Origin of the sequence: Actinospineispora eucalypti (assembly GCF_039543365.1) — a bacterium.
Classification (GTDB): domain Bacteria; phylum Actinomycetota; class Actinomycetes; order Mycobacteriales; family Pseudonocardiaceae; genus Pseudonocardia; species Pseudonocardia eucalypti.
The window spans coordinates 57,521-82,683 of sequence record NZ_BAABJP010000021.1; the positions used below are offsets into that span (position 1 = coordinate 57,521).

The following is a 25,163-nucleotide window of genomic DNA, read 5'->3' on the forward strand; positions in this document are numbered from 1 at the left end:
CACGCCTCCTCTCAGAACTTGACCTCGCGCCGCGCCGCGGCGCGCAGCACCGCCGGGGTGAGCCGGGAGGCGGCCAGCGCGAGGTGGGCCTCGGGGGTGACCGGCGCGAGCGCGCGGTTGCGCTCCAACGCGCGCAGGATCTCCTTCGCCGCGCGCTCCGGGGTGTAGTTGCGCCGTCCGTAGGCCAGGTGGCTGGCCTGTTGGCGCCGGGTCTCCTCGTCGGTGTCGGCGCCGACGAACCGCGTGGTCGTGGTGATGTTGGTGTGCACGATGCCGGGGCAGATCGCGGAGACGCCGATGTCGTGCTCGGCCAGCTCCGCGCGCAGGCACTCGGACAACATGAGCACGGCCGCCTTGGTGGTCGAGTACGCGGGCAGGGCCCGGGAGGGCAGGTAGGCGGCGGCCGAGGCGAGGTTCACGATCTGCCCGCCCTCGCCGCGCTCGATCATCGGCGTGGCGAACAGCCGGCAGCCGTGGATGACGCCCCACAGGTTGACGTCGATGATCCGCTGCCAGTCGGCCAGCGAGGTCTCGGTGAACGGGCCGGCCATGCCGATGCCGGCGTTGTTGATCACGATGTCCGGCACGCCGTGCTCGGTGATCACCCGGTCGGCGAACTTGGCCATCGCGTCCGGGTCGGCGACGTCCACCTGGTAGGCGGTGGCCGTGACGTCGTGCCGGGACGCCTCTCGGCAGGTCTGCTCGGCGGCGGGTTCGTCGCGGTCGGCGATCACTACGTCGGCGCCCCGCTCGGCCAGGGCGAGCGCGGTGGCCCGGCCGATGCCGCTGCCCGCACCGGTGATCACGGCCAGGGAGCCCTGGTGGGGACGACTCGGCCGGCCGATTCCGGTGGCGCGGCTGTGCGCCCGGCGCAGCGCGGGCCGGCTGGGGCCGCCCTCGCACTGCTCGGCCAGCTCGGTGACGCAGCGGGCGATCACCTTCGGGTGCGCGCGCGGCACCCAGTGACCGCCGGCCACGGAGCGCACGGTCAGCTCGGGCACCCAGCGGGCCACGTCGGACTGCAGCGGCGCGGACACGAACGGGTCATGCCTCGGCGCCAGCACCTGCGCGGGTATGCCGGTGGGCACCGGCTCGGGGCGGGTGAGCCGGGTCAGCATGTTGGCCCGGTACAGCTCCAGCCCTCGGATGCCGTCCTGGGTGGACGGCCGGCGAAGTCCGGTGTCGCCCCGGCTCAGCCGGGTCATCAGGGCGGGGAGCAGACCACTGCGCCAGGCCAGCTCGGGCAGCGCGGGGAGCTGGAAGAACCCGATGTAGCCGGACGAGGCGAGCTGGACGAGCAGCTCGCGCAGCCCGCGCGCGGTCGGCCGGCGCAGGCGGGAGCGGAACCACGCGCCGGCGTAGTCGAGGCTCGGACCGGAGATCGAGGTCAACGAGGCGTAGCGGGCGCGCGGGCCCGGGCCGGTGACCGCGTGCCAGGCCTGGATGGAGCCCCAGTCGTGGGCCAGCAGGTGCACCGGCCGGTCGGGGCTGACCTCGTCGGCCACCGCGCCGAGGTCGGCGGCCAGCCGGTCCAGGTGGTAGCCGGCACGGCTGGTCGGCGCGGTGGACCCACCCGCGCCGCGCACGTCGTAGGTGACCACGTGGAAGCGCTCGGACAGCTCGGCGACCACGCCGTCCCACACCGTGTGGTCGTCCGGGTAGCCGTGCACCGCCAGCACCGTGGGCGCGGCCCGGTCGCCGTGTTCCTGGATCGCCAGCGAGACGCCGTCGTTCGCGGTGATCCGCCGGGTGCCCGCGCCGTTGTGAGACATGTTGTCATCATAGACAGGAAGTCAGTAGCGGGGCGACAGAGTTCTCCCCGGGATGCGGCGTGCGTCACGCATTCGGGCGTACCGGGTGATCGGCTCTTGCGGCCAGAGGAAGGGTAGGCTAACTTAAGTCACGTCGCTTCGTGGTGGGAGCGGCGCGTCAGTTCGGGAACGTATCGAGGCCTCGCCCGCACCAGTCGGGCGGGGCCTCGATGCTTATTCGAACCCGTCGGCGATGATCGCGGCCAGCTCCAGGAAGGCGCGCCGGGTGGTGGGGGCCAGCCGGTCCTGGAGGATCTGGCCGCCGGAGAACAGGTGCGGGTCGGCCGGGATGTCGACCACGTGCCGGCAGCGGTTGGCGAAGTGTTCGCGCAGCTGGGCGCGGTCCACCCGGTTGCTCGTGCGGTCCCGGCACAGCACCAGCACCGCCTCCTCGGCCAGCTTCTCGTGCCCGTGCGCGAACAACCAGTCCAGCGTCTTGCTGGCCCGCGACGCCCCGTCCACGGTAGGCGCGCCGACCACGATCAGCCGGTCGGCCAGGGCCAGCGTGCCCTGCATCGCGGAGTGCACCAGCCCGGTGCCGCAGTCGGTGATCACGATGTCGAAGAACCGGACCAGCGCCGCGCACACCTTCTGGTACTCCTCGCGTGCGAACGCCTCGCCCATCGCCGGGTCCTGCTCGCCGGCCAGCACCCGCAGCCGCCCGGCCAGGCTGGTGTACTTGCCGAACTCGCTGAGCGAGGTCAACGAGTCCAGGTTGTCCAGCAGCTCCCGCACGGTGACGTCGGTTTCCCCGGACAGCCGGTCGGCCAGCGTGCCCGCGTCCGGATCGGCGTCCAGCGCGATCACCCCGTCGCCCCGGCAGTCCGCCAGGGTCAGGCCGAGGCAGGCGGCCACGGTGGTCTTCCCCACGCCGCCCTTGATCGAGGTCACCGCGACGTGCCTGGTCCCGGCCAACGGCCGGCGCACCCGGGAGAGCATCGCCACGGCCGCCCGCTCCGCGCCGCCGAGGCCCGCGTTCACCCGGCCACCGGTCATCGAGTACAGTGCCGCGCGCCAGCCCACCCTGGGCACCTCGAGGCGGCCCCGGACGACGGCCTCGTGCCTGATCGCGTCGGCGGTGAGTCGCGGCGGTTTGACGGGCTCCGGCTCTCGTGCCGGTTCTTGTTCTGGCTCCGGGCGGCGCCGTTCCGGCGGTTTCGGGGGCGGGACGAGGTCCGGCGAGGCCGCCGGGCCGACCGCTCCCGGGAGGCCGGTGGACGCCACGTAAGGCGTCGGTTTGGGCGAATCTTCCTTGGCGGCGGGACGTTTGCCGAACACCGTTGCCGGGGTGGGCGCGGTTTCGGCCGAGCCGGTGGTCGGCTCGGCGGCCGGCTGGTCGGTCTCGGTGGCCTGGGGTCCGGCGAGGGCCGGCTCGGTGAGGGTTTGTTGCCCGGATGGGCCGCCCGGCGTGGTGCTTGCCGGAGGTGTCTCGGTGGGTGGCGCCCCGGCGGCCGGTGGGCCGCTCGGTGTCGGTTGCGTGGGGGCCGGCCCAGCGGGCGGGGCTCCGGCCGGAAACGGTCCGCTGGGCGGTGAGGCGGCCGAGAAGACGCCGGTGGGAGGTGCGTGGGTCGGGAATGCGCCGGTGGCAGGCGCGGCCGCATGGAACTGCCCGGTGGGTGGCGTACCCGCGGGGAACTGCCCGGTGGGTGGCCCACCGGCGGTGAACTGACCGGTGGGTGGCCCGCTCCGCGGGGCCGGCGCGGTGGGCGGTACGCCGGCAGGGAAGGCGCTGGCGGGGAAGGTGCCGGTGGGCGGCGCGCTTGTCGGGAACTGCCCGGTGGGTGATGTCGTGGTCGGGAACGGTCCGGTGGGTGGTGCTTCGGCTGGGAACTGCCCGGTGGGTGGTGCTCCGGTTGGGAAGGCGTCGGTCGGCGGGGCGCCCGGGGGGAACTGTCCGGTGGGTGGCGGGCCGGCTGGGAACGCGTCGGTGGACGGGGCGCCTGCGGGGTACGGGCCGGAAGGTGGCGGGCTTGCTGGGAATTGTCCGGTGGGTGGGGGGCCCGCGGGGAATTGGCCGGTGGGTGGGACGAGCGGTGGCCGAGGCGGGGGCGGCGGGTTGGGCAGCCGGGGCATGGGCGGGGGCCATTGCGCCGAGCGGTTGGGGCCGTTCGGGATGGGGCGGCGCACCGGGGGAAGCCACGGCGGCAACGCGGCCAGCGGGTCGTTCGGGCCGCCGAGAGTGTCACCGACCCCGGGCGGCGCGACCAGCCCGCTCGGCGGGACCGGGCGTCGCGCCGGGCCGCGTCGCCGCGGGGCGCCGCCGGGATCGTGCCCCGACCGGGTGCGGCCGGGATCGTCCCCGGGCCGGGCGCCGTGTGGATCCCCGCCGGGCCGCGTGCCGCCGGGGTCTTCCCCGGGTCGGGCGCCGGCCGGGTAGTTGCGCGGGGCGTCCGGGGCCAAGGGGTCCGCGGTGGCCCAGGGCAGGATGCTCACCGGCCGGCGGTCGGCGCGCGGTGGCCGGGGGCGCTGGGGCGGGTGTTCGTCCGTCGGAGGGGAGTCGGGAACGGGTGACGCCGCGCCGGGGTGTTCGCCGGTGGTGCGCAGACCGCCGACTCGGGGTGCGGAGAGCGTCGACTCGGTGTGCTGGGACCGCCGACTCGCGGGGGGTTGGGGCATTGCGGGTTCCTCTCGAGTCATTGCTCGCCCACCTGGGCGTCGGCTCGGTCGCCGGCGACCAGCCAGCGGTTGTCCGGCTGGCGGACCAGGAGCAGGTAGCGGGTGCGGCGGGGGGAGTCACCCGGGGTGGTGCGGTATCCCAGCGTGTAGCCGCGGCGGGTGTCGGACGGTTCGCCGGCGATCTGGGTCACGTCGGTGACCGTGATCGCGCGCTGACCGGTCGGCGGCGCGTCCACCACCACGACGCCTACCGCGCTGGTCGCGTAGGGAGTGGCCCGGCGGTTGGTGCGGCCGTTGTCCGCCGGGCCGACGCTGTACGCGGCGACCAGGTAGGCGCGGGCCACCGAGGCCGGGTCGGCGAAGTCCACCTGGGGATCGGGGGCGGCGGGCGCCGGCCCCGCGTCGACCGGTGGGGCGGCCAGCGCATCCCGGTCGGCCTGGCTCAGCGCCGGGGCGGGCGACGCCGGGTCCGGCCCGGCCAGCGGCAGCCACGGCGCGGCCAGCAGCGCGGCGGCGGCCACGCCGAGGATGGTCAGCGTCCGGGCGTTCATTCCGCGAAGCTCACGTGAACGTGGTCGTAGTGACCGCCGGTCGGATTGCGCACGTCGTAGACCCCGCCCCCGTCGTAGCGTTCGCCCCAGCCGCCTTCGTCCGGGGCGCCCGGATCCCAGAAGCGGCCCTGCCAGATCAGGTACTTCACCCGCAGCGCGGCGGCGTTCGCGCGGAACCAGTTGGCCACCCGCCAGCCCTGCTCGAGCCGGTCGCCCTCGGCGAACTCGCCCGGCGGGCCGGGGAACAGGTCGCAGGCCCGCCCGCGCGCGTGGTCACTGCCCGGGTTCCACTCGTGCCGGTCCCAGCAGCTGATCTTGCCGAGCGGGCCGAACGCGGCCGCCTGGGCGCGCAGGCCGTGGACGGCGGCGGCGGTGAGGCAGCCGGAGCTGGTCGGGTCGGGTTCGGCGCAGCCGGTCGACCGGCCGGTGAACCCGGCCGGGGCGGGCGGCAGCGCGGCTGTCGTGACGCCGCCCAGCGTGGTGAGGCCCAGCGGAGCGGCCCGGGCGACCGGAGTGGGGCCAGCTCCGTATCCATCGGGCGCCGAACCGGGCGTCCGACCCGTCCCGCCGGCTTCGCCGGCGGCGAGCACATCCGGTGCGGGGCCGGGTGGCGGTGGGGTGGCCGGACCAGCGGGACCGGGCGGTGGGGCGGCGAATTCGGCGACGTAGCGGTGCACGTTGCGCAGGTACCGGTTGACCAGGCCGACGCAGGTGTCCCCGCAACCCGCCTCGCCGGGCGCCGGCACCCCGGTGGCGCTGCCGGTGACCCGGCCGCAGCCCGCGATGTGGCAGACCAGCATGGCGTCCAGCGGCGCGGTGGGTTTGCCGGTGTCCCGCAGGTGGCCGGTGACCGCCCGCAGGTTGGCGCACACCCACGGGATGCCCAGCCGCAGGTGGGTCTCCGGGATGAAGATGTCGCCGCTGCCCGGTTCGCCGCCGGCGGCCGCCCAGTTCCGGTTGTTGATCTGGTAGAGCCCGAACGCGCCGCCGTTGCTGTCGCTGCTGCGCGCCTTCGCGTTCCAGCCGGACTCGGCCATGATCTCCGCGACCACCCACACCGGGGGCAGTTCGGGGCAGTCCCGCCGAACCACCTCGTCGATCACCGGCAGCATCTGCTTGGCCAGCTCGGGCAGCTTGGCCGGGTCGACCCCGGTGAGCGCCGCGCCCCGGTCCTCGGCGGCGACGATGACCAGCAGGCCGAGCAGCGCGACCATCGCGACGGCGATGACGCCCACCCCTCGGAACCACATCGGCCGTTCACCTCGCCAATGCCGCTGTCGCGGCCCGTGAGTGAGAAGTGTTGCTATAGCCATACAAATCACTCACGGGCGGCGCAGCCGCAAACCGGGAGTCGGTGTCGTAGAGGGCGCGCTCGGTGGGGGTCAGGCGCAGCGACACCGGAAGGCCGATGCGTTCGCCGGACTTGATCAGGTATTTGCCCCGGCCGGGGTGGAGGGCGCCGCCCACCCAGGTGGGGGCGGCGGCCCAGGAGGTGACCAGTGCGGCTTCGCCTTCGGAGAGAGGGGTGATGCGGCGCAGGGCGTCGAGCTCGCGTTCGGCCATGCCGCCCAGGACCAGGGTGGCGTTGCGGGTCACCATGCCGCGGGCCTTGGCCCGGTCGGCCTCGCTGGCCAGGGCCTCCAGGTCGTCCAGGGAATGGGTGACCTGGAAGGAGATCACGCCCCGGTGCCGGTTCAGCCGGGTGATCCGGTCCGAGCGCTCCACCAGCCCGGGCGCCACCCGCAACGCCCGCCACAGCTCGTCCTGAACCACCGCCACCGGGCGGCCGTGCGCCGTCGAACCCTCGATCACCGCCGTCGACCAGGCCCAGGAGCAGAGCATCGCGGCGGCCAGCACGTCGTCGTCATCGTCGTCCAGCGCGGAGAGGTCCAGGGACAGCGCGGACCGGTCCAGCGAACCGGACACCGTGGACGGCCGGTCGAAGATGCCGCGCAGTCCGCCGTCGCACAGCAGGGCCAGCGTGTTCACCACCTCGCGCGCCCCGCGCCGGTACTCGTCGTCGTCCCGCGCGGCGACGATCTCCCGGAGTTCCGGGGAACCGGTGGAGAGCGCGCCCAGCACATCGGGGATCAGCGGCTCGTCGTCCACGGCCACGCAGGCGTCCAGCGCGGCGCCGAGCAGGCGTCGCTCGGTCACCTCCACCTCGCCGCGCCGCACGATGCACACCAGCGCCTCCAGCAGGGACAGCCGGCGCGCGCGGATCGTCTCGGCCAACCGGTCCCGCTCGGTGCCGACGGCGGCCGCCAGCTCGCCGCGCAGCGGCCCGGCGTCCAGCGGGTTCAGCGCGTGCAGCCCTCGGCCCACCCGCCACACCGCGCCGCCCAGCGCCTCGCACAGCGCGCTGTACTCGCCCTTTACGTCCCCTGGCACCACGGCAACCCCGCCGAACGCGACCAGGCCGGTGATCATCCGTTTGATCACCGCCGACTTCCCGATGCCCGGCTGGCCCTGCACCCACACGCCGGTGTTGGACACCAGGCCCTGGCGCAGCCACTCGGCCGGGTCCAGGCCGACCGGCTCGGCGGTCAGCAGGTGTCGGCCGATCGGCACCCCGCGCACCGAGGTACCCGAACCGACCGCGAACGGGAACAGCCCGCACAGCTGGCTGGACGTGCCGGCGTACAGGGTGCCGCCCTCCACGTGCGGCGCCCGGCCGCCACCGGCCACCGGCCAGCCCCACGCCCTGGGAACCGGCCGCGATGCCAGGGACTGGTTCATCGGTTGCGCCCCCGGCTGGCCAGTTCGGTCGGGTTCAGGCCGAGGCCGAGGCTGGCGGCGAAGCCGCAGGCCTGTGCGCCCCACATGCGGCGCAGCCGCAGCTTGGCCGCCCCGGCGCGCTGTTCCACGTCTGCGATGGCGCCGGGCAGCTCGGCCGGGTCGGTGACCGTGGTGGTCACGTACACGGTGAGCCGGCCGACCCCGGCACCCTCCGCCTCCTCGCGGGCGGCCTGCATGGCGCGGTCCCGGTCGTCCCGCTCGCGCTGCGTCTCCTCGCCCCGGGTGCGCTGGGTCCACGCCTGGCGCAGCTGCCCGGCGGTGATCTCGCTCTCCACCCGGGCCGCCGCCTGGTCGGCCGGGTAGGGCAGGTAGAGCAGGCTGACCCGCCTCGGGTACGGCCCGGGCGCCAGCAGCGGGACCAGTACCCGCGAGTTCACCGCCTGCCGGGGTGCCTCGCGCAGCGCCCAGGACACCGAGAAACCGGAGTCGTGCTGGTAGCGGTCCCAGGTCTCGCTGGCCGCCACCGGGGCCGCCTGCACCCAGTGCCGGAGCAGCTGCTGCTCGCCCTGCCGGGCGATCTCGTCCCGGGATATCGGGTCGAAGGCCGCGCGCACCCGGGCGGTCAGGCTGGACATGGTCTCCCGGCCGAGCACCGCCACCCCGCAGGAGGAGAGGCCCGACTCCAGGCCGGGCAGCCAGCGGGTCACCTCGGCGACCGAGGCCAGCAGGTCCCGAGGGCGCGGCGCGGACCGCGCCGGGTCCAGGGTCACCGTGACCCAGCTGTCGGTGCGCGCCGAGGTGTACGGGGCGAGCTCGATCAGCTCGCGCATCAGGGCCTGCGCGGCGGCCGGGGCTTTGGGGTCCAGCCTGGTGCGCAGATAGTCGGTCTCGTCCCGGGTGCTTGCTGTGCTTTCTATGGTGACCGCGACGTGCCGGATCACCGGCCGGTGCCCGAGGTCGGCCAGCCAGGCGCCCCAGCTGGCCACCCATTCGTCGGCGCTGGTCCGGTCGGCGAGGTCGAGCCCGGCCGGCGCGCAGCGCAGTACGGCGGAGAGCGTGCCGGTGTGCCGGTCCAGCACCAGGGCCTGCCGGCCGCCCCGGCCGTCGTCGGTGTCCAGCGCGACCAGCGGGGCGAGCACCCCGGGCAGGTCGTGCCGGCGCGGGTGCTCCACGATCAGCCCGCCGGACAGCTCCGTCCACCCCTTGGCCCTGGCCGACGAGAACCGCAGCCGCCGGGTGATCGCCTCGGTCGCCGTCGAACCGCCGACCCGCACGGTCACCGCCAGCACCACCACCAGCGCCACAACCGCCAGCGGCAACGCCAGCCGGGGCATCAGGGAGGCGGCCAGCACCGGGGCGAGCACGGCGACGAACACCGCGACGGTCTGCGCCGCGCCCAGCGAGCCGATGCCCCAACCCCGCTCCGCGCGCCAGTGGCCGTACAGCCGGGGCTCCGGGCGCTCGCCGACGTCCAGACTCATCCGGCCCCCCTCATGTCCTCGCCGATCCGGGGGATCGGGCCGGTGAACCGGGGCTCCACCGGTTCACCGGGTAGCGGTGACGGCTTGCTGGACATGACCGGGCTCGCGCCGTTGGCCAGCCGGCCGGCGCTGCCCGGGCCGGCGTTCTCCATATAGCCGGCCAGCTGCACCGAGGAGGACAGCGAGCTGCGTGAGCTGAGCCGCACCGCGCCCACCGCGGCCGGCGCACCCGGTGTGGGGCGTCCCGACCAGCCGCCGTCCGCGATGCGCACCGAGGTGAAGGAGAGCAGGCGCAACAACGCCGGCAGCGCGGCGACGCCGAGCGCGAGCACCACCACCCCGGCCAGCGCGGTGCTCACCGGATTGCCGTCCGACAACTGCTTCAGGTACTGCAGCCCGACCGCGTGCACCAGCGCGGCGGCCGGCTTGTACAGCACCAGCGCTAGCGCCCACGGCAGCATCCGAGACAGCCAGCCCCGGGTGGCGGCGGTGAGCGACCCGGCGGCGGCCAACGGGAGCGTGGCCGCCACCACGAGCAGCGCGACCTGGCGCAGGGCCATGGCCATCCACTGCGCCGCCGCCAGCAACAGCACCACCACGGAAACCAGGAGCAGGAGGAACGGCTCGGCCATGCCGCCCCGGCGACTGGTCAACGCGTCCCGCATCAACCCGCCGAACTCGCCGCCCTCGGCCGGGGTGCCGCCGCTGCCGAGCAGCGTGGTGGCCAACAGGTCGCCCGCCCACAGCGCACCCTGGAGCACGGTGATGCCCAGCGCCGCCGCCACGGCGAACCGCAGCAACCCGCCGGCCACCGACAACAACGGCTCGCTGCGCCGCATCAGGATCAGCCGGATTGCCTGCACCAGCACGGAAACCATCAGCACCAGCAGCAACAGCGGGCGCAGCGCGGTGTGCGCGCCGAGCACCGCCGGCTGCAACAGCGAGGTGCTGGGCACCCGCCACCAGCTGCCGGCGTCGGCGACCAGGATCGCCGCCGCCCGGGCGGCCGACTCCACGATGGTCAGGAACGGGCTTTCCCCCGGTCCGTCGGCCAGCAGCGGCGCCACCGCGAGCACCGCCGTCACCGCGCGCCGACCGAACCGAACACTCCGACCAGCAGCGCCGCCGCCGAGGCCAACGCCAGCCCGCCGAGCACCCAGAGCGACCCGATCAGGCCCTCCTGGGCCAGCCCGCCACGCCGCCTCCGACCGACAATGATCATGCCGGCGCACACCAGCAGGCCCATCATCCCGGCCACCAGCACGCCCCACTTCAACCAGCCGATCACCTGGTCGGCCAGTGCGTCCAGCCCCGGCGGGGCCTGTGGTGGCGGGTTCGGGGCCTGACGCGGCACGCTGATCATGGGGCACCTCCGGTGGCGGCGCAGGCGGGCACGGGCGGTTGCGGTCCGGTCTGGGTCAGCGGCCCGGTGATCCCGGGCAGGGTCTGCGTGGTCGAGGCCGGGCCGTGCGCGCCGGGGCCGCCGCGCAACAGGCCCGCGCCGAGCACCGCCTGGGCCAGCCGGACCAGCGCGTCGGAGTACGGGCGCAGTGGTCTCGGCAGCTCCTCGGTCGGCGTCTCGGACAGCCGGGCGGCCTCGCCCAGCGGGTCGGTCAGCTCCCGCCAGTGCATCACGTACGGCACCAGGACCAGCCCGCTGACCTGCGGTTCGATCATCCGCAGCCGGGCGCGCAACGGCCCCCGCATGGGCACCGGCACGTCGGCGTTCACCGCCAGCACCGGGCGCGGCAGGTCGTGCTGGGCGAACCACGACGTCACCATGGCGGCCCGGTGCAGCGACTCACCGGTGCACCGGCACACCAACAGCTCGCAGCCGTGCCCGAACGCCCTTCCCCGGTCGTAGCCGCGCAGGGCCGTGGCCAGCGTCGTTGTCCCGACGCCGCCCGCCACACCGGCGATGCGGGGCGCGCGCAGCTGGCTCATCGCGCCCCTCGGCCGCCGGCGGGCGGCCGGGTGGTCGATCGCCGGGTGGTCTGCCGCCGGGCCGGCTTGCGGGTGGCGCCGGCGTTTGCCGGTTCGTCGCCGGCCGCCGGTCCCTCGTCGATGGAAGCTTCCGCCGCCGCTTCTGTTTCGAGGTCGGCTTTCCCGAGGTCGGCTTTCCCGAGGTGGGCCTTCCCGAGGTGGGCACTGTCGGCCGCGCCGGCCTCCGGGCGCGGCGGCTCCTCGGCGGCCGAGGGGGAGTCCTCGCCGGACGGCGCTGGGCCGTCCTCGTCCGGCTCGCGGTCCTCGTCACCGAGCTGCTCGTCCCAGGTGTCCACGACCAGCCGGCCCTGGTCGCGGGTGATGGGCACGGTGAGGCGCACCCAGTAGGAGTCCAGGCTCTTCCAACCGCGCGCGGTCGGCGCCGGGGCCACGGCGGGCACCCCGGCCACCTCGAGCTCGCCGGCCGGCGCCGGGTCGGCCGGCTCGCCGACCTTGCGGTACGGCGTCACCCGCACCCGCACGTCGACGATCACCCGGCCCTCCCCGTCCGGGTGCACCGCGCCGGGCAGTGCGAACTCGGCCCGCTGCCGGCCCCGTCCCGACCAGCCGAGCAGCGAGGCGCTCCCCAGCACGTCCGAAGGCAGGTACTGCTTCAGCACGTCGCCCCGGCGCCGGGGCGCGGCCTCGTCCCAGGACAGGTAGTCGGCGGCGAACGCTCCGGCCAGTGCGCCGGCCTCCATCGGGTTGATCGGCCCGAGCGCGTCCAGCCAGGTGGTCGCGTCGGCGGCGTGCTCGGCCGGCGGTTCCGGCGCGGGCGGCTCCGGGGACTGGGTTACCCGGCGGGCGGCGGCGAGCAACTTGCCCATCTTCGGAGTGCGCCGGCCGGTGTCGTCGGTGGAAGGTGAGGAGGCGCGCTCGCCGTTGGGCTGAAAGCGCTGGTCGCGGTGGTCGTGGGTGAGCAGCGGCAGCCAACCGTCCGCGTCCGCCGGAGCGGTCGTCGGGGCCGCTGCCATCCCGGCCGGGGCGCCCACCCCCGGCATCCCCGCCCCGGGCGCCGCCGGCATCCCCGGTGACGTGCCCATCCCCGGCACCGCTGGCATGCCGGGCGAGGTTCCCGGTCCGGGCAGTGCTGGCATGCCGGGTGAGGTTCCCGGGCCGGGCAGTGCTGGCATGCCGGGTGAGGTTCCCGGGCCGGGCAGCGCCGGCATGCCGGGTGAGGTGCCCATGCCCGGTGAGGCAGGCATACCGGGTGAGGTACCGATGACCGGTGCCGGTGGCAAGCCCGGTGACGGGTTCATGCCGAGGGCTGGTGGCATCCCGGGCGGGGTGCCGGGTGCCGGCATACCGGCGGGCGGGGCGTTGGCACCCGCCGGAGTGGCCCACGGCGGCAGCGGTTCGGGCTGGCCGAGGACCGCGCTGCGCGGGTCGGAGCCGGCGGGGCCGAAGGCCGGCCAGCCGCCGAACGGGTCACCCCCGGGCAGCGGCGGCAGCTGTTCGGCCGGGCGGGATGCGCCTGGCTGTGGTTCCGGCTCGACCGACCACCAGGCGCTGGACGCCGGCGGCCGGGAGGCCTCACGCCTGCGTCGGAACATCGCCGGCTCCTCATCCATCCCGATGGACAGCCGGCCCGGAGATGGCGTCGCCGGGTCGGCTGTGTCGGGCCGACACTAGGAACGCGAGTCACCCACCCGAGGTGGTTTCGCACGCACCATTTGCGATCGCGAATGTTTCGCCGTAAAGCCTTGACAAGGCGGTTTACTCGAAACGCAGCGCTTCGATCGGCTCCAGGCGGGCCGCCCGCCAGGCCGGATAGCCGCCGGCGACCAGGCCGATCAGCAGGCTGATGCCGAAGGCCGCCGCGATCGGCGCCGGGGACAGCACCGGGTGGAACGAGGCCAGCGGACCCCGGGAACCCGCCCCGCCCATGTTGGCCAGCAATGCGGTGAGGCCCAGCACGCCCCCCACGCTGAGGGCGATGCCGATGAGACCGCCCAGCCCGGCCAGGGTGATCGACTCCAGCACGAATTGGCCCATGATGGCCCCGTCGCTGGCCCCGACCGCCTTGCGCGTGCCGATCTCCCGGGTCCGGTCGGTGACCGAGACCAGCATGATGTTCAGCACGCCGATCCCCCCGACCAGCAGGGAGATCGCCGCCACCGCCGGCACCGCGGTCGTCACCAGGTCGATGATCCCGGTGAACGTCTTGACCCGGCTGCCCAGGTCCTGCGCCTGGAAGTCGTCGAACTGCGGGTCCTCGATCCGGTGGTTGTTGCGCAGCGTCTGGATGATCTCCGCCTTGGCCACCGGCACGTCGGCGGTGGATGTGGCCTTCACCGACAGCGAGCTGATCTGGTCGGCGCTGGTGCCGAAGTTGGACCCGATGATCCCGGCCCGGGCCGCCTTCATCGGCATGATCACCACGTTGTCGTTGGCCGCGCCGAACGAGTCCAGCACGCCGATGACCTTGAACAGGATGTTGTTGATGCGCAGCGTCTTGTTGACCGCCTGGTGCGGGTCCGGCCCGTACAGCGCGGAAGAGACCAGCGGCCCGAGGATGGCCACCTTCGCCCCGGACTGATCCTGGGCGTCGGTGAAGAAGCCGCCGGCGGCCAGCGACATCTGACGGGCGCTCAGGTAGTTCGCGGTGGTGCCGACCACCGAGGCGGACCGGTACTGCGCGCCCGGGGTGGACGCGGTGACCGCCTTGCCGACCTGGCCGGCCGCGCTGGTGCTGGACCCGGTGACCTGCGGCACGATCTCCGCCACGTGCGGCAGCTTGGAGATCGACTCCAGGTCCTCGTCGGTGAGCGGGCGGGCCGCCGGCCCGCCCGGGATCGGGGATAACTTCGGTACCACGGTGATGCTGTTCGCCACGGGTTCCACGGCCGCGTTCACCGCCCCGGACAGCCCCTGGCCCAGCGAGGTCAGCAAGATGACCGCGGCGACCCCGATGATCAGGCCCAGCATGGTCAGCATGGAGCGCAGCTTGTGCGCCCGCAGACCACGCAGCGCGATGGTCAGAATATCGCTCACGATCACCCATCCAGTCTGTCCACCGGTAGCTGATAGCAAGCCAGGACTTTTCTGGGAACGTGCTAAGAAACACGCGTCAAACTTTCCCGCCCGGTTTTGTCGGCTTGGCCGCTGGCTCGCCGATGCGGCGATCACTGAAGCTGTCCGGGTGACCGATTTCCTCTCCGAGCTCGCCGCCCGATCCCTCCGCCGCGAACCGCTGACCAGGGAAGACGCCCTCCGGGTCCTGGACGGCGAGGACGAGCTGATCGACGTCGTGGCCGCCGCCGCGCGGGTTCGCCGGCACTTCTTCGGCCGCCGGGTGAAGCTCAACACGATCATCAACATGAAGTCCGGGCTGTGCCCGGAGGACTGCGGCTACTGCTCGCAGCGGCTGGGCTCGGTCTCGGAGATCCTCAAGTACTCGTGGATCGACCCGGACCAGGCCGCCGAGCACGCCGCCTCCGCCGTGGCCGCCGGGGCCAAGCGGGTCTGCCTGGTGGCCAGCGGGCGTGGCCCCGGCGACCGGGACATCCGCCGGGTGGAGCACACCATCGAGAAGATCAAGGACGACAGCCCGGACGTGGAGATCTGCGTCTGCCTGGGCCTGCTCGGGGACGGCCAGGCCGACCGGCTGCGGGAAGCCGGCGCACACGCGTACAGCCACAACCTGAACACCAGCGAGGCGCACTACCGGGAGATCTGCTCGACGCACACCTTCGCCGACCGGGTGGACACCCTGCGGCGCGCCGCGCACGCCGGCCTCTCCCCCTGCTCCGGCGCGATCTTCGGCATGGGCGAGACCAGCGACGACGTGGTGGACCTGGCGTTCGCGCTGCGCGAGCTGGACCCGGACTCGGTGCCGGTGAACTTCCTCATCCCGTTCCAGGGCACGCCGCTCGGCGGGCGCTGGGAGCTGACTCCGGAGCGCTGCCTGCGCATCCTGGCGCTGTTCCGGTTCGTCTTCCCGGACGTGGAGGTGCGGCTGGCCGGCGGCCGGGAGATCCACCTGCGCGGGCAGCAGGCGTTGGCCCTGCACCTGGCCAACTCGATGTTCCTCGGCGACTACCTGACCAGCGAGGGCCAGCCCGGCGCGGACGACCGCCAGCTGATCGCCGACGCCGGCTTCGTCATCGAGGGAACCGGGGAACGGACCCTCCCCGACGCCCGCCACGACCTGGTCGCGCTGCGCCGCCGGGGCGCCGGCACCGACCTCCCGGCCAACGCGTGATCTTTAAGGAAGAGCCCAGGTGTGGACGGGGACGTTGGAGCGCATCCAGTCCTGGTAGCGGGTAAGCATGCCGCGGATGGCGGTGATCCGGTCGGCGCCCCGGCGTTCCAGGGTCTCCACCGCCCGCAGCTGCCACCAGCTGCCGGTTCGCCCGCTGGCGCACCGTGCCTCGATCGCGTCCAGGTAGCGGCCGGAGACCGCGTCGGCCACGCCCAGCTCGGCCAGCCCGTCGGCGGCCAACGGCAGCAGCCGGCGCAGCACCAGGTCGGCCGGGCGGATCCAGCCCTCGTCCGGCCAGTACAGCGACGCGTAGAGGCCGTCCTTGGCGGCCAGCGAGAAGTTCTGCTCGGCGGCGGCGAACGGCAGCCGCGCCCAGATCGGCTGCTCGTCCTGGGTGAGCATGCGCAGCATCCCGTAGAAGAACATCGCGTTGGCCACCATGTCGACCACGGTCGGGCCGGCCGGCAGCACCCGGTTCTCCACCCGCAGGTGCGGCCGGCCGTCCGCGATGTCGTAGATCGGCCGGTTCCACCGCCAGATCGTGCCGTTGTGCAGCCGCAGCTCCTCCAGCGCGGGGATCCGGCCGGCGGCCAGTTCGGCCTGCGGGTCCTGGTCCTCGGCCACCGGCAGCAGGCCGGGGAAGTAGCGCACGTTCTCCTCGAACAGCTCGAAGATCGAGTTGATCCACCGCTCGCCGAACCAGACCCTCGGGCGCACCCCCTGGTTGCGCAGCTCCGGCGAGCGCACGTCGGTGGCCTGCAGGAACAACGGCACGCGGGTCTCCGCCCACAGCCGCCGGCCGAGCAGGAACGGGGAGTTCGCCCCCACCGCGACCTGGACCCCGGACACGCACTGCGCGGCGTTCCAGTGCGCCGCGAAGGTGTCCGGCGGGACCTGCAGGTGCAGCTGCAACGAGGTGCAGGCGGCCTCGGGGATGATCGAGTCGAAGTCCATGTGCAGGTGCTCGGGGGCCTGCCCGTTGCTGGTCGTGCCGTCGATGTCCAGCAGGAACGGCTCGCCCCGCGCGGCCAGCATCTGCTCGTTCAGCGCGGTGTAGCGGGCTTCCGGGGAGAGCCGGTCGGCCACCAGGTGCCGCTCGGTGAGGCTGGGCAGGATGCCGATGGTGAGCACCTGGGCGCCCACCGACCCGGCCTGCTTCTCGATCTCGGCGAGCAGGTCCAGCACGTGGTGTTCGAGGTAGCGGCCCTGCTCGCCGCGCAGGGGCCGGGGCGGCACGTTCAGCTCGACGTTCCAGCGACCCAGCTCGGAGGTCAGCTCGGGGGAGTCGACGCCGTCCAGTACGGCCAGGTTGCGCATCGCCGGGTCGAGCCGCTGATCCACGAGATTGAGCTCGACCTCCAGCCCGGTGGTCGACTCGGTGTCCTCTGCGAAATGGCCGTCGCGCAACATGCTGGCCAATGCATTGAGGCAGCGGTGCACCTTGCCGCGATACTGCTGACGCTCCGCGCGGGTGAACGAGCTTCGGGCCAATTCACGGCCCACTCGACCCCTCCTCGATCATCGAACTGACTACATGCGCACTAGCGTTTGGCGCGGCCTACCACCGTGGCACAACAGGCGGGGAGAATCTACGCCTGACCGGATGACGAACAGGCAACATTCTCATATGGCGCACGTGATACCACTAAGATCCGCCGGCGATCCCCGGGTGGACGATTTCCGTGATCTGACGACGGCGGACCGCCGCCCGGATCGCCCCGGCGGCCGGGGTCTGGTGATCGCCGAGGGCGTGGTCGTGGTGCGCCGCCTACTGGGCTCGCCGTACCCGCCGCGCGCACTCCTCGGAGTGCCGGCCAAGATCGCCGAACTGGCTCCTGACCTGGCCGGACACGACATTCCGGCCTACCAGTGCGACGCCTCGACGATGGCCGAGGTGGTCGGGTTCCACCTCAACCGGGGCGTGCTCGCGGTGGCCGACCGGGCCACTCCGGTGGCGCTCCCGACGCTGCTCGCCGGCTCCCGGGTGCTGGCCGTGCTGGAAGGTGTCAATGATCACGAAAACCTGGGCGCGCTGTTCCGCAACGCGGCCGCGCTCGGGGTGTCCGGGATCTTGCTCGGGCCGCGCTGCGCGGACCCGCTCTACCGCCGCTCGGTGCGGGTCTCGATGGGGCACGTGTTGCGGGTCCCGTTCGCCCCGCTGGACGCCGAACCGTTCGCCAAGGGGCTGGCCGAGCTGCGCGCCTCCGGCTTCCGGGTGGTCGCGCTGACTCCCAGGGCCGAGGCGAAACCGCTCGCCGCGGCGGGACTTTCCGGGGCGAAGGTCGCCGTATTGCTCGGCGCCGAAGGTCCAGGTCTCTCCGAGGAGGCGCTGGCCGCCGCCGACGAGTGGGTCCGGGTGCCCATGGCGCCCGGCGTCGACTCGCTGAACGTGGCCACGGCCGCCGCCGTCGCCTTCTACGCCGCCCTGGACGCCTGACCGTTCTTCCACGACGCCGCTCTCTCTCAGGTGCCTCCGACGACGCTATGGCTCTGCGTGGAAATACGCGCCACTCGCCGGATGCGCGGCAGCGGAAGCGGAGCGCTCGAAAGGGCGAGTGGCGTCGGGCCGACCAGGTGTCGCGTATTTCCACGCAGAGCCATAGTGGCGAAAACGGGTCTCGGAGGAGAGAGGCGGGAGTGCACCCCTTGGGACGGCGTGGGGTGCGCGCTGCATAGGGTGGAAGCGTGACGCTGGCGGGACGGGAGCGAGAGGAGCCAACGCCGTGGGCGACCGGGCTCACCGTCGCGGCGATCATGGGCGGTCTGGTGTTCGTCATCGACCTGCTGCTGGCCCGGTCGCTGGCCGCGTCGTTCGGCTGGGTATGGATACCGGCCAACCTGCTGATGACCGCCGGGCTGACGCCTTCGTACCTGCTGCTGCGCCATCAACGCACCTGGCGTTGGGTGGCGTACGGCGTCGCGGCCGGGCTGGGTGTGGCCTGGTTCGCGCTGCTGGTCGGGCTGGCGTTCGCCGGTCCGCGCGGCTGATCAGCCGCGCCGCGACTCAGCCGCTGCTACTCAGCCGCGCTGCGACTTCACGCCGAGCAGCACGTCCTCCCAGGACGGCATGACCGGCTTGCCCTTGCGGGCGCCGGAGCGCTTCGCGCCGCCGGAAGCGGCGGCGGCCGGGCGCTCGGTGGTCTCTGCGGTCTCCGGTTCCGGCTGCTCGGTGAGCTGGGTCTGTTCCGGCTGAGCCGGCGCGGCGGCCTTGCCGGTGGCCCGGGTGGCCGGCTTGGGCGCCGGCTTGGCGGACCCGGACCCGGACGATCCGGATCCCGAACCGCGCCCGGTGGTGGTCTTGTTGGCCCGGCGGCCGGCGGACGAGGAGTCGCCCGCGTTCGCCGCCTTGGCGGCCGGCTCGGCGCTGTTGCCGAAGTCGATCACCGGGCCGACCCGGCGCGGCGGGCGGCTCTGCCCGTCGATCAGGTCGGTGGAGTGCTCGTCCAGCGCGGTGACCGTGCCGCCGTGCGCGCCCGGCTGGTACTGCCAGCGGGCGGTGATGTCGGAGCGGCCGACATCCCAGCTGAGCGTCACCACCCACTTGTTGTCGTCGCCGCGCCAGGCGTCCCACTCGGCGTGGCTGTACTCCTGGCCACGCGCGTTGAACGTGCTGGTCACGACCTCCTGCAGGGTGCGGACGTCCGGCCCGTCGGTGCGTACCGGGTGCGCGTCGCGGGCCATCTCGGCAATCCGCGAACGCTCCAACAACACCGGGTAGGCGAACCGCTCGATGCGCTCGGCGGGCACCCCCGCCACGGCCGCCACCTGCTCCACGGACGCGCCCGCCCGAATGCGGGCCTGGATCTCACGGGGTCGCAACTGGCTCTCCTGGTCCGAGGACGAAGCGGTCATCTTGCTGAGCTGCTGGACGTCACCTCGGGCAGCGGCGCGCAGCCGCTCGTCCGCCGGAACGGTGAACCGCTCGCGCCGGTCCGGGTCTTCGAGGATGACGGCCGGTTGCCCCGAACCATCTTCCTCGTACCCCACGACCCGCAGCGCGCGCATCAACCCTCCGCTCGCCCCTACGCTCGTCCGAGTGACGGTAGTGGCCGGTGCACCCCGCGTCCGGGAGGCGCGCCGCCCACCCGCGCAGGCATGTCAGTCGGAGTGTAGACGTTCGACCACGTAGTCGATGCACGCGGTGAGCGCGCTGACGTCATCGGGATCGATGGCCGGGAACATGCCGATGCGCAGCTGGTTGCGCCCCAGCTTGCGGTACGACTCGGTGTCCACGATGCCGTTCGCACGCAGCGTGTTCGCCACGGCGTTGGCGTCCACCGATTGGTCGAAGTCGATCGTGCCGACCACCTGCGAGCGGTGGGCCGGGTCCACCACGAACGGGGTGGTGTACGAGGTCTTCTCCGCCCACTGGTAGAGCCGGGTGGACGAGTCGCGGGTGCGCGCCACGCAGGCGTCCAGGCCGCCCAGCCCGAGCATCCACTCGACCTGGTTGGCCAGCAGGAACAGCGTGGCCACGGCCGGAGTGTTGTCGGTCTGGTCCTTCGACGAGTTGTCCACGGCGGCGGCCAGGGAAAGGAAGCTGGGCACCCAGCGGCCGCCGCCCACGATCTCGGAGTTGCGGGCCAGCGCGGCCGGGGAGAGCAGCGCGATCCACAGCCCGCCGTCGGCGGCGAAGCACTTCTGCGGGGCGAAGTAGTAGGCGTCGGCCTGGGTGATGTCCACCGGCAGGCCGCCGGCGCCGGAGGTGGCGTCGATCAGCACCAACTGGCCGGCGGTCGCCCCGGCCGGCCGGGTCACCGGGACCGAGACGCCGGTGGAGGTCTCGTTGTGCGCCCAGGCCAGCACGTCGGCGCTCGGGTCGGCGCCCGGCGAGGGCGCGGATCCGGGTTCCGCCTCGATGACCACCGAGTCGGCCAGGAACGGCGCACCGTTGGTGACCTTGGCGAACTTCGAGGAGAACTCCCCGTAGCTCAGGTGCAGCGCGCGCTCCCGGACCAGGCCGAACGCGGCGACGTCCCAGAACGCGGTGGTGCCGCCGTTGCCGAGCACCACGGCGTAGTCGTCCGGCAGTGAGAACAGCTCGCGCAGACCCGCGCGCACCCGCCCGACCAGGTTCTTCACCGGCGCCTTGCGGTGGCTGGTCCCCATCACGGCCGCGCCCTCGCCGGCCAGCGCGGCCAGCTGCTCCGGGCGCACCTTAGACGGTCCGCAACCGAACCGGCCGTCGACGGGTTTGAGGTCAGCGGGAATCTCCAGCGCAGTGGTCACGCGCCTAGTCTCTCAATCCCCACCGGTACCGGAAGCCCCGGGTGAGCAGCCTCTCAAGCCGGCCGGCGGGAGCTTCGCGGCGTGTGCGCGAGCGGCGTTCCAGTCGCGCCAGTCGTCGCTCGGGCCGCGCTGGTAATGGCCCAGGGCGCAGCCGCGCAGCGGGTCCGGCAGCCGGTCCAGCGCGGGGGCGGCGTCGGCGGACAGCCGGGACAGGTAGTGAGTGTCGATCTTGCCGGTCTGCTGCCAGCGGGCGACGTTGCGCTCGGCGACGATCCCGTCCGGGCCGGCCAGGAACAACGCGAGCAGCGCCGCCGCCCCGGTGCCGAGCACCGCCCGGGGCAGCCAGGACGCGCGCGGCCGCACCCCGGCGGCGAACACCATCAGGTACACCACGCCCAGCCACAGCTCGATGGCGATCACCACCAGCCGGGTCACGGTGAACCCGTAGGCCTGCTGGTAGGTCCACATCCGGTGCAGCGCGGAGGCCAGGATGACCAGGGTGAGCCCGGCCAGCCCGCCGAGCAGGCCGCGCAGCCAGGCCCGGTCGGCCCGGGTGTCCAGCCGCGCCCAGCGGGCCGCCGTCATGATCACCAGCAGGGTGAGCGCGGCGACCACGATCAGCTGCCAGAAGCCGGACCGGGCGTACTCGGCGTAGGTCAGCCCGGTGGTGCGCAGCACGAACTCGTCGCCGCCGAACAGCGTGCTCAGCTGGAGGGCCACGAACGCGGTGAACAGCACCACCAGCCCGCCGACGGGCAGCGCCCACTCGACCCGGCGCAGTCGTTTGCCGGGGCCGGCGCCCGCCGCGTCCGCGCGCGGTGGCGCGGCGAGCAGGTAACCCGCGCCCACCATGCCCGCGCCTAACAGCACGGCCTGGCCCAACCGGCTGGCCAGCCAGGCCAGGTCCAGCTCCGGCAGCAAGGCCTCGAGCAGCTTGCCGAACCGGGCGTCCGCGCCGGCCAGCAGCGGCCCGAACACGGCGAGCAGCGCCAGCGCCACCAGCACCGCGACCGCCGTTCGCACCGGCGCGTTGTCCTCCCGGTCCCGGAACGGGTTCAGCGCGCCGACCCCCCGGCCGAACCAGGCCAACCCGCCGATCGCCAGGCTGGGCACCGCGATCGCGCCCAGCGCCAGCCCCCGGGCGGACCGCCCGCCGGCCACCGCCAGCGACCCGGCCAGCGCGGCCACCGGCACACACAGCAGGCCCAGCTCCTCCAGGTCGCGCAGGGCCAGCACGCCGAGCAGCCCCAGCGCGATCACCGCCCAGCCCGCGCTGGCCAGCCGGCTCCGCTCCGGCCCGCCGGGCGCCCGCCAGGCCAGTACCGCCGTCGGCACGGCCACCACCAGGCCGAACAGCGCCCAGCCGAGGCCGAGGCCCTGCCACGGGCGGATCGTCGCGGCGGCCACGCCGACCAGCACGACCGCGCCGACCGCCACCGCCGAGGCCGGCGCCGCCGGTTTCCGCCAGACCGGGGTGCGCGGCTTCGTCTCCGGCTTCGGCGGGGCCGGCGGGGTCTGGGTGGTCGGTTCGGTCATGGGGTGCTCCTCGCGGGCAGCGTCACGCGGACCACGCAACCCGCGCGGTCCTCGGGGCCGACCCCGGCGGCGGTGGCCGGGTTGGGGTCGGTGACGGTGATCTCGCCGCCGTGCAGGTCGACCAGCCAGCGGGCGATGGCCAGCCCCAGGCCGGTGCCGCCGCCGGCGGCGCGTTCCCCCCGGGTGAACCGCTGGAACACCCGGTCGCGCTGGTCGGCCGGGATGCCGGGGCCGTCGTCCCGGACCTCCAGCACCCGCCGGCCCTCCTCGGTGCGGGCCAGGACCAGCACCCGGCCCTCGGCCGGCCCGTGCCGCGCGGCGTTGTCCAGCAGGTTCAGCACCACCTGGCGCAGCCGGGCGCGGTCCGCGTTCACGGCCAGCCCGGCCGGCTCGACGACCACCTCGAAGCGCACCGCCCGCCCGGCCGCCGCGCGCGACTCGGCCACCGCCTCGTCCAGCAGCGGCGCCAGCTCGAAGTCCTCCCGGCGCAGGGTGAGCGCGCCGGCGTCCAGGCGGGACAGGTCCAGGAAGTCGGCGACCAGCTGGGCCAGCCGTTCGGTGTGGTCCAGCGCGGTGCGCAGCGCGGGCTCGGCCGGGGCCACGCCGTCCACCGCGTTCTCCAGCACGGCGCGCAGCGCGGTGACCGGGGTGCGCAGCTCGTGGGAGACGTTGGCGATCAGCTCGCGGCGCTGCCGGTCGGCGGCGGCCAGGTCGGCGGCCATCTGGTTGAACGCGGTGGCCAGCTGGCCGACCTCGTCCCGCGCGGTGGCGCGCACCCGGCGGGTGTAGTCGCCCCGGGCCATCGCCCGGGCGGCGGCGGTCATCTCCCGCAACGGGCTGGTCATGCCGTGGCTGAGCACCTGCGCGGTGAGCAGCACCAGCGCGATCGCCACCGCTGTCGTCGTGTAGCTGGGCAGCCAGCCGAACGCCAGCCACAGGTAGCAGATGCCGACGCCGCCGGAACCGAGCAACAGGATGCTCAGCTTCAGCTTGATCGACCGGATCGGGTCCAGCGGCCGGGGCAGCATGTCGTTCATCGGATTGCGTACCCGACGCCGTGCACGGTGCGGATCAGCTCGGAGCCCAGTTTGCGGCGCAGCTCCTTGACGTGGCTGTCCAGCGTGCGGGTGTTGGCGAAGTCCCCGAGTCCCCAGATCTCGGTGAGCAGCCGGTCCCTCGGCTGCACCAGCCGGGGCCGCGAGGCCAGGTAGACCAGCAGGTCGAACTCGATCGGCGTCAGGTGTACCTCTTCACCGGCCCGGTAGACCGTCCGCTGGCCCCGGTCGATCTCCACCTCGCCCAGGGTCAGCCGGGCGCCGGGTGCCCGGTCCGGGGCGAGCTCGGCGGCGCGGTCCACCCGGCGCAGCAGCGCGTGCACCCGGGCGGCCAGCTCGCGGATCGAGTACGGCTTGGTCAGGTAGTCGTCGGCGCCGACGCCCAGGCCGACCAGGATGTCGGTCTCGTCGTCCCGCGCGGTGACCATCAGCACCGGCACCGGCCGGTGCGCCTGGATCCGCCGGCACACCTCGATGCCGTCGAACCCGGGCAGCATCACGTCCAGCACCACCAGGTCCGGCTCGTCCGCCTCGGCGGCGGCCACCGCGGCCGGGCCGTCGTGCGCCAGTCGCACGTCGAAACCCTCCGCGCGCAACCGGTCTGCGACCGCGTCCGCGATGGCCACCTCGTCCTCGACCACGAGCACAAGCCGTCTCATGCCGACCGACACTAAAGCGGTCAGGTGCCCGTCATCGGCACAAAATGTGAAGGATTCGTGTGGTTCCGACCAGGCCGGAGCCTCAGTCGTGGGCGATCTCGTTCCAGCCTTCGACTTCCTCGGGCCGACGGGGGCCGGGGCCGATGTACTGGGCGGACGGGCGGACCAGCTTGGACTCCCGCTTCTGCTCCATGACGTGCGCGCTCCAGCCGGCGGTGCGGGCGCTGGTGAACATGGCCGGCATCATGTGCGGCGGGACCTCGGCGAAGTCCAGGATCACCGCCGCCCAGAACTCCACGTTGGTCTCGATGGGGTGGTCGGGGCGGCGTTCCCGCAGCTCCTTGAGGGCGGCCTGCTCGAGCGCGCAGGCGATCTCGTAGCGCGGGGCCTTCAGCTCCTTGCAGGTGCGGCGCAGCACCCGGGCGCGCGGGTCCTCGGCCCGGTAGACCCGGTGGCCGAAGCCCATCAGCTTCTCCTTGCGCTCGAGAATCCCGCGCACCAGGGCTTGCGGGTTCTCCGTCTTCTCCACCTCGGCGATCATCGGCAGCACCCGGGCCGGGGCGCCGCCGTGCAGCGGGCCGGACATGGCGCCGATCGCGCCGGACAGCGAGGCGGCCACGTCGGCCCCGGTGGACGCGATCACCCGCGCGGTGAAGGTGGAGGCGTTCATGCCGTGTTCACACGCGGATACCCAGTAGGCGTCGATCGCCTGCACGTGCGACGGGTCCGGCTCGCCGCGCCAGCGGGTCATGAACCGTTCGGTGACCGTCTTGCACTGGTCGATCCGGGACTGCGGCACGGCGGGCTGGCCGATGCCGCGCGCGGACTGGGCCACGTAGGACAGCGCCATCACCGACGCGCGGGCCAGCTGGTCGCGGGCCTCCTCGTCGGTGATGTCCAGCAGGGGGCGGTAGCCCCAGTACGGCGCGAGCATGGCCAGCGCGGCCTGCACGTCCACCCGTACGTCGCCGGTGTGTACCGGGATGGGGAACGGCTCGGCCGGCGGCAGGCCGGGGCCGAACCGGCCGTCCACCAGCAGCGCCCACACGTTGCCGAAGGTGACGTGGCCGACCAGGTCCTCGATGTCCACACCCCGGTAGCGGAGCGCGCCGCCGTCCTTGTCCGGCTCGGCGATCTCGGTGCGGAAAGCCACGTGTCCCTCGAGGCCGGACTTGAAGCCGGGCGGGGGCGGCGGGATTTGAGGGTCAGGGGTGGACACGGCTCCTCCTTGAGACGCTCGAGCGCCCTCATGAGGCGCGCGCTGTGGGGTGGCACACAGGGTTGAGAAGACCCTGCCCC

General features: G+C 73.7%; 21 protein-coding genes. 3 read left to right on the top strand and 18 right to left on the bottom strand.

Features of this window, described 5'->3' with window-relative positions; genetic code table 11:
* Window positions 1-11 precede the first annotated feature (11 nt).
* From ABEB12_RS22025 to ABEB12_RS22075, 11 genes are all read right to left on the bottom strand, one after another.
* Window positions 12-1,772, bottom strand: a complete 1,761-nt coding sequence (locus ABEB12_RS22025) for an SDR family oxidoreductase (protein ID WP_185063675.1) — start codon at window positions 1,770-1,772, stop codon at window positions 12-14.
* Window positions 1,773-1,985: 213 nt separating this feature from the next.
* Window positions 1,986-4,427, bottom strand: coding sequence for a MinD/ParA family ATP-binding protein (locus ABEB12_RS22030; protein ID WP_345703036.1), 2,442 nt, complete (start codon window positions 4,425-4,427; stop codon window positions 1,986-1,988).
* Window positions 4,428-4,444: 17 nt separating this feature from the next.
* Complete coding sequence (locus ABEB12_RS22035) at window positions 4,445-4,978, bottom strand: hypothetical protein (protein WP_185063676.1); 534 nt, start codon at window positions 4,976-4,978, stop codon at window positions 4,445-4,447.
* Window positions 4,975-6,228: a transglycosylase SLT domain-containing protein gene (locus ABEB12_RS22040; RefSeq protein ID WP_185063677.1), complete on the bottom strand. Its 1,254-nt coding sequence runs from the start codon at window positions 6,226-6,228 to the stop codon at window positions 4,975-4,977. The genes ABEB12_RS22035 and ABEB12_RS22040 overlap by 4 nt, the downstream gene beginning before the upstream one ends.
* Window positions 6,229-6,235: 7 nt before the next feature.
* On the bottom strand, window positions 6,236-7,717 hold the full coding sequence (locus ABEB12_RS22045; RefSeq protein ID WP_185063678.1) for a hypothetical protein: 1,482 nt from the start codon (window positions 7,715-7,717) through the stop codon (window positions 6,236-6,238).
* Entirely contained in the window at window positions 7,714-9,198 is a 1,485-nt protein-coding gene (locus ABEB12_RS22050; RefSeq protein WP_185063679.1) for an SCO6880 family protein, read from the bottom strand. The genes ABEB12_RS22045 and ABEB12_RS22050 overlap by 4 nt, the downstream gene beginning before the upstream one ends.
* Complete coding sequence (locus ABEB12_RS22055; protein ID WP_185063680.1) at window positions 9,195-10,283, bottom strand: hypothetical protein; 1,089 nt, start codon at window positions 10,281-10,283, stop codon at window positions 9,195-9,197. Before ABEB12_RS22055 ends, ABEB12_RS22050 begins: the two co-directional genes overlap by 4 nt.
* Entirely contained in the window at window positions 10,280-10,561 is a 282-nt protein-coding gene (locus ABEB12_RS22060; RefSeq protein ID WP_185063681.1) for a hypothetical protein, read from the bottom strand. The genes ABEB12_RS22055 and ABEB12_RS22060 overlap by 4 nt, the downstream gene beginning before the upstream one ends.
* On the bottom strand, window positions 10,558-11,142 hold the full coding sequence (locus ABEB12_RS22065) for a hypothetical protein (RefSeq protein WP_185063682.1): 585 nt from the start codon (window positions 11,140-11,142) through the stop codon (window positions 10,558-10,560). Before ABEB12_RS22065 ends, ABEB12_RS22060 begins: the two co-directional genes overlap by 4 nt.
* Window positions 11,139-12,734 (bottom strand): hypothetical protein, encoded by a 1,596-nt coding sequence (locus tag ABEB12_RS22070; protein ID WP_185063683.1) that lies wholly within the window; start codon window positions 12,732-12,734, stop codon window positions 11,139-11,141. The genes ABEB12_RS22065 and ABEB12_RS22070 overlap by 4 nt, the downstream gene beginning before the upstream one ends.
* A gap of 163 nt (window positions 12,735-12,897) precedes the next feature.
* Window positions 12,898-14,175, bottom strand: coding sequence for an ABC transporter permease (locus tag ABEB12_RS22075; protein WP_185063684.1), 1,278 nt, complete (start codon window positions 14,173-14,175; stop codon window positions 12,898-12,900).
* A gap of 148 nt (window positions 14,176-14,323) precedes the next feature.
* Here ABEB12_RS22075 and bioB point away from each other — a divergent pair, with 148 nt between their 5' ends.
* Window positions 14,324-15,385, top strand: a complete 1,062-nt coding sequence (bioB, locus tag ABEB12_RS22080; RefSeq protein ID WP_185063685.1) for a biotin synthase BioB — start codon at window positions 14,324-14,326, stop codon at window positions 15,383-15,385.
* Window positions 15,386-15,388: 3 nt separating this feature from the next.
* Here the strand turns inward: bioB and ABEB12_RS22085 are convergent, their stop codons facing one another.
* Window positions 15,389-16,888: a glutamate--cysteine ligase gene (locus ABEB12_RS22085; RefSeq protein WP_185063686.1), complete on the bottom strand. Its 1,500-nt coding sequence runs from the start codon at window positions 16,886-16,888 to the stop codon at window positions 15,389-15,391.
* Window positions 16,889-17,012: 124 nt separating this feature from the next.
* Here ABEB12_RS22085 and ABEB12_RS22090 point away from each other — a divergent pair, with 124 nt between their 5' ends.
* Window positions 17,013-17,822 carry a TrmH family RNA methyltransferase gene (locus tag ABEB12_RS22090; RefSeq protein ID WP_185063687.1) on the top strand — a complete coding sequence of 270 codons (810 nt, stop codon included), beginning with the start codon at window positions 17,013-17,015 and terminating at the stop codon, window positions 17,820-17,822.
* Between the two features lie 248 nt (window positions 17,823-18,070).
* Entirely contained in the window at window positions 18,071-18,373 is a 303-nt protein-coding gene (locus tag ABEB12_RS22095) for a DUF2537 domain-containing protein (RefSeq protein ID WP_185063688.1), read from the top strand.
* Window positions 18,374-18,403: 30 nt separating this feature from the next.
* Here the strand turns inward: ABEB12_RS22095 and sepH are convergent, their stop codons facing one another.
* The 6 genes from sepH to ABEB12_RS22125 all read right to left on the bottom strand — a co-directional run bounded on the left by sepH (window position 18,404) and on the right by ABEB12_RS22125 (window position 25,083).
* Window positions 18,404-19,390, bottom strand: a complete 987-nt coding sequence (sepH, locus tag ABEB12_RS22100; protein ID WP_185063689.1) for a septation protein SepH — start codon at window positions 19,388-19,390, stop codon at window positions 18,404-18,406.
* A 93-nt stretch (window positions 19,391-19,483) separates the two neighbouring features.
* Window positions 19,484-20,614, bottom strand: a complete 1,131-nt coding sequence (gene serC, locus ABEB12_RS22105; protein ID WP_185063690.1) for a phosphoserine transaminase — start codon at window positions 20,612-20,614, stop codon at window positions 19,484-19,486.
* Between the two features lie 12 nt (window positions 20,615-20,626).
* Window positions 20,627-22,150, bottom strand: coding sequence for a DUF4153 domain-containing protein (locus ABEB12_RS22110; protein WP_185063691.1), 1,524 nt, complete (start codon window positions 22,148-22,150; stop codon window positions 20,627-20,629).
* Window positions 22,147-23,187, bottom strand: a complete 1,041-nt coding sequence (locus ABEB12_RS22115) for an ATP-binding protein (protein WP_185063692.1) — start codon at window positions 23,185-23,187, stop codon at window positions 22,147-22,149. The genes ABEB12_RS22110 and ABEB12_RS22115 overlap by 4 nt, the downstream gene beginning before the upstream one ends.
* Window positions 23,184-23,864, bottom strand: coding sequence for a response regulator (locus ABEB12_RS22120; protein ID WP_185063693.1), 681 nt, complete (start codon window positions 23,862-23,864; stop codon window positions 23,184-23,186). The genes ABEB12_RS22115 and ABEB12_RS22120 overlap by 4 nt, the downstream gene beginning before the upstream one ends.
* Window positions 23,865-23,946: 82 nt before the next feature.
* The gene (locus ABEB12_RS22125) at window positions 23,947-25,083 is read right to left on the bottom strand and encodes a citrate synthase (protein WP_185063694.1); all 1,137 of its coding nucleotides are present in this window, start codon (window positions 25,081-25,083) and stop codon (window positions 23,947-23,949) included.
* Window positions 25,084-25,163 lie beyond the last annotated feature (80 nt).